General features: G+C 63.0%; 4 protein-coding genes and 1 riboswitch. All 4 genes read right to left on the bottom strand.

Annotated elements, in window-relative coordinates; all coding sequences use genetic code 11:
- Nucleotides 1–826 (bottom strand): aminotransferase class V-fold PLP-dependent enzyme (locus tag K728_RS0111115; protein ID WP_024476753.1); only part of this gene is annotated, 826 nt, incomplete at its 3' end.
- 36 nt (nt 827–862) lie between these two features.
- A riboswitch (SAM riboswitch) is annotated at nt 863–976 on the bottom strand.
- A gap of 53 nt (nt 977–1029) precedes the next feature.
- Complete coding sequence (gene hisN, locus K728_RS0111110) at nt 1030–1839, bottom strand: histidinol-phosphatase (protein WP_019483098.1); 810 nt, start codon at nt 1837–1839, stop codon at nt 1030–1032.
- 288 nt (nt 1840–2127) lie between these two features.
- Nucleotides 2128–2331 carry a cold-shock protein gene (locus tag K728_RS0111105; RefSeq protein WP_019483099.1) on the bottom strand — a complete coding sequence of 68 codons (204 nt, stop codon included), beginning with the start codon at nt 2329–2331 and terminating at the stop codon, nt 2128–2130.
- 102 nt (nt 2332–2433) lie between these two features.
- Nucleotides 2434–3273, bottom strand: an 840-nt coding sequence (gene rsgA / locus K728_RS0111100) for a ribosome small subunit-dependent GTPase A (RefSeq protein WP_024476752.1), incomplete at its 5' end; no start/stop codon positions are given.

Below are 3273 nucleotides of genomic sequence, written 5' to 3'. Positions count from 1 at the left end.
GGGCCGGTCCGGTGGCCCAGGAGACTGAATCGACTTTGACCCTCCGCACTGCTCCACCGCCGGGCAGGTACGGGGTGCCAGCGTCCAGCCAGTCCGGACGGCCCACGAGCACGCCAGCACCGAACGGCGCGTATAGCTTGTGACCCGAGAATGCCACATAGTCGATACCATCGCGGCTGATGTCGATCCGACGATGGGGTGCGAGCTGGGCGGCATCCACCACGATTCGCGCCCCGTGGGCGTGCGCCAATTCAGCCAACTCGCTGATCGGTAGAAGCTCGCCGGTGACATTGGATGCCCCGGTGACCGCCAGCAGACTGACCCCACCCGTGGATAGCTCGGCGCGGACCCGCTCAAGGGTGTCGGCGAGCGTCACGCCGGCCGTGAGGCTTCGGTGGGGGAGCTGCTGCCAGGGCAACAGGTTGGCATGATGTTCAACATCCAGGTACAACACCTCCCCTGTGGAGGGCACACAGCCGGCCAGTAGGTTCAGCGAGTCGGTGGTGTTGCGGGTAAAGATCACTAAGTCGTCGCTGCGTCCACCCACAAAACGCCGGACTGTTGTCCTGGCATTTTCGTACAGTGAGGTGGAAACCTGGGAGGTGTAGCCGGCGCCGCGGTGGACGCTGGCGTAGAAGGGGATAACCGTATTGACGAAGTCGAGGACCTCGACCAGCGCCGGAGCGGACGCGGCGTAGTCGAGATTGACGTAGCGTACCTCGCTGCCCCCAAGCAGCGGCACCAACAGGTCATCTCCCACCACCTTCGCCAACTGATTCACGGTTGAGGTGGAATGGTGGAACGGCTCGATGGTTGCAATAGTCATGCTGGATCTCCAACGGTGGTGGACCCCGCAGCAGGGTGTCCGCGCTTGCCATCCCAGTCAGGGACGGCCTGGTCGTCACCCGGGGCACCCCGCCGCGAAGAGGAGGGTTGCCGGCCAGCAAACCGGGGTTTAGCGCTGACACTCGTGACCAATAGAAAAAGCCTAGGGCACGGCAGGCGCCCCAGGCTTTTTATTACGGCTTCTTAAAGCAAGTCATCAACATCAGGGTTGAGGATCTGCAGCACGTCATTGTGGAGGGTGCTGTTGGTGGCCAAAGCATTCCCGCCAAACGGTCCGTCGGTGCCTTCCAGCGAGGTGAAGCGCCCGCCGGCCTCGGTGATGATCGGCACCAGGGCCGCCATGTCATACAGGTTCAACTCGGGCTCGCAGGCGATGTCGACTGCGCCCTCCGCAACCAGACAGTAGGACCAGAAGTCGCCGTAGGCCCTGCTGCGCCACACCGAGTCGGTCAGCGTCAGGAATTCCGGCAGGTTCCCGCGTTCCTTCCAGCCCGAGAGGCTGGAATAAGACATCGAGGCATCCTCGAGCCGGGACACGTTGGATACCTTGAGCCGGCTTGCCGCCGCGAGGGACTTGCCCATGTAGGCGCCGGTCCCGGTGGCGGCCCACCAGCGTTTGCCCAGAGCCGGAGCGCTGACCAACCCGACCACCGGTTGCCCCTCGTCAATCAGCGCGATCAGGGTGGCCCAGACCGGGACGCCCCGCACAAAACTCTTGGTGCCGTCGATGGGATCGATGATCCAGCGACGCGAGCCGGCACCACTGCTTCCGAACTCTTCGCCGAGCACCGCGTCACGGGGGCGGGCGCGGGAGAGCTGGCCACGAATCGACTCCTCGGCAGCCTTATCGGCATCGGTTACCGGGGTCAGGTCTGGCTTGGTCTCCACCACCAGGTCCTGGGCCTTGAATCGCGACATGGTCTGGTCGTCTACAGAATCGGCCATGACGTGGGCAAGGCGCAGATCATCGTTATAGCTTTGGCGGTGGTTCATACCTTCAACCTATCGCCTAACCCCGCGATAGTGCGGGATGTGCCCGGCCCCGTGGCACCAGCCCTGCACCAACGGGCCATCACCAGGTCCAGGTTTTCCGGAGTTTGCTCGCTTGCCCACTCGCTTGCCCACTGTATGGCCCGGTTCGGTGGAGAGTTCCGTAGCTGCCCATCGATTACCCGGACACGGTGGGCAGGAGGCACCTTAAACGCCACAGGACACCGGCGGCGGNCCGCTTCGGTGTCCTGTGGGGAGCCGTCCAGTGGGACGGGCTACGTATCTGGGTTATTAGATAACGGTGATGTTCTCGGCCTGCGGTCCCTTGGGGCCCTGCGTGGTCTCGAAGTTGACCTTCTGGTTCTCTTCGAGGGCGCGGAATCCGCTGGAGTTGATTGCTGAGAAGTGGGCGAATACATCCGCGCCGCCGTCATCAGGAGCAATGAATCCAAAGCCCTTTTCAGCGTTGAACCATTTGACTGTACCTGTTGCCATTTTTTTCATATTCCTTGTGTGTGAGAATCCCCCCGTGCTTCGGGGTTCTCGTTGAGGCGAAAATTAGTGCTTAACACCACAACTGCTTTAAGCCTATCAGGTCTACTGTTCGCCGAGCTCTTTAGCTTCTTGCGTATTTCCCTTGGGCTCGGGGACGCTGGAGCCGAGCAGCCGCCGTAGGGAGGCCAGCCGGACTGGGCCCGAAACGCCTGCCCGCCCCTCGCTCACCCACGGGTCCAGGCCGCACTTCACCGCTAGCCGGTCATGGCGGCATCCTCTGGCGCATTCAGCTGTACCTGGTTCAAGGTCGGGGAAGGCCTGAAGAATTCGATCCGGGTCAACATGGGCCAGACCGAACGAGCGGATACCCGGGGTGTCGATAATCCAGGTCCCCGGCAGGGAATCTCCGGCTTTCAAGGCAACCGCCGACGACGACGTGTGCCTTCCCCTGCCTGTCACCGCGTTCACTCCGCCGGTTGCCCGGTTGGATCCGGTGAGCGCGTTGACCATAGTCGATTTACCCACGCCCGAGTGTCCCAGCAGCACGCTGACTTTCCCATCGAGATGGGACCGCAACTGGTTGACGGCGTCACCGAGGAGCCGGGCGGACAGGCCGTCGTCCGAGGTGCTCTCCACTCCTTCATCGGCGGTGGCTGTTCGGCTGATGATGACCGGAAGATCGAGGTGCCGGTAGTTGTCGAGCAACTCGGTGGGGTCTTTCAGGTCTGCCTTGGTGACGCAGAGGATGGGCTGGATGCCGGCGTCGTAGGCTGCCACCAGAGCGCGATCGATGAAACCGGTGCGAGGTTCAGGGTTCGCAGCGGCCACCACGATCACCAGCTGGTCCGCATTGGCGACGACGGCGCGCTCCACCGGATCGGTGTCATCGGCGCTCCGACGCAGCAAAGTCCGGCGCTCCTGAACACGGACCAGCCGTGCCAG

Source organism: Arthrobacter sp. CAL618, from assembly GCF_000468215.1.
In the GTDB taxonomy this organism is placed as follows: Bacteria; Actinomycetota; Actinomycetes; order Actinomycetales; family Micrococcaceae; genus Arthrobacter_D.
The sequence above is the reverse complement of the archived record's forward strand: the minus strand, read 5'-3'. Positions and strand labels throughout refer to the sequence as shown.

Bases quoted from the DNA above. Each gene is read 5' to 3' on its own strand.
- K728_RS0111105 (WP_019483099.1), bottom strand. From the start codon at position 2,331: ATGGCAACAGGTACAGTCAAATGGTTCAACGCTGAAAAGGGCTTTGGA.
- hisN (WP_019483098.1), bottom strand. From the start codon at position 1,839: ATGAACCACCGCCAAAGCTATAACGATGATCTGCGCCTTGCCCACGTC.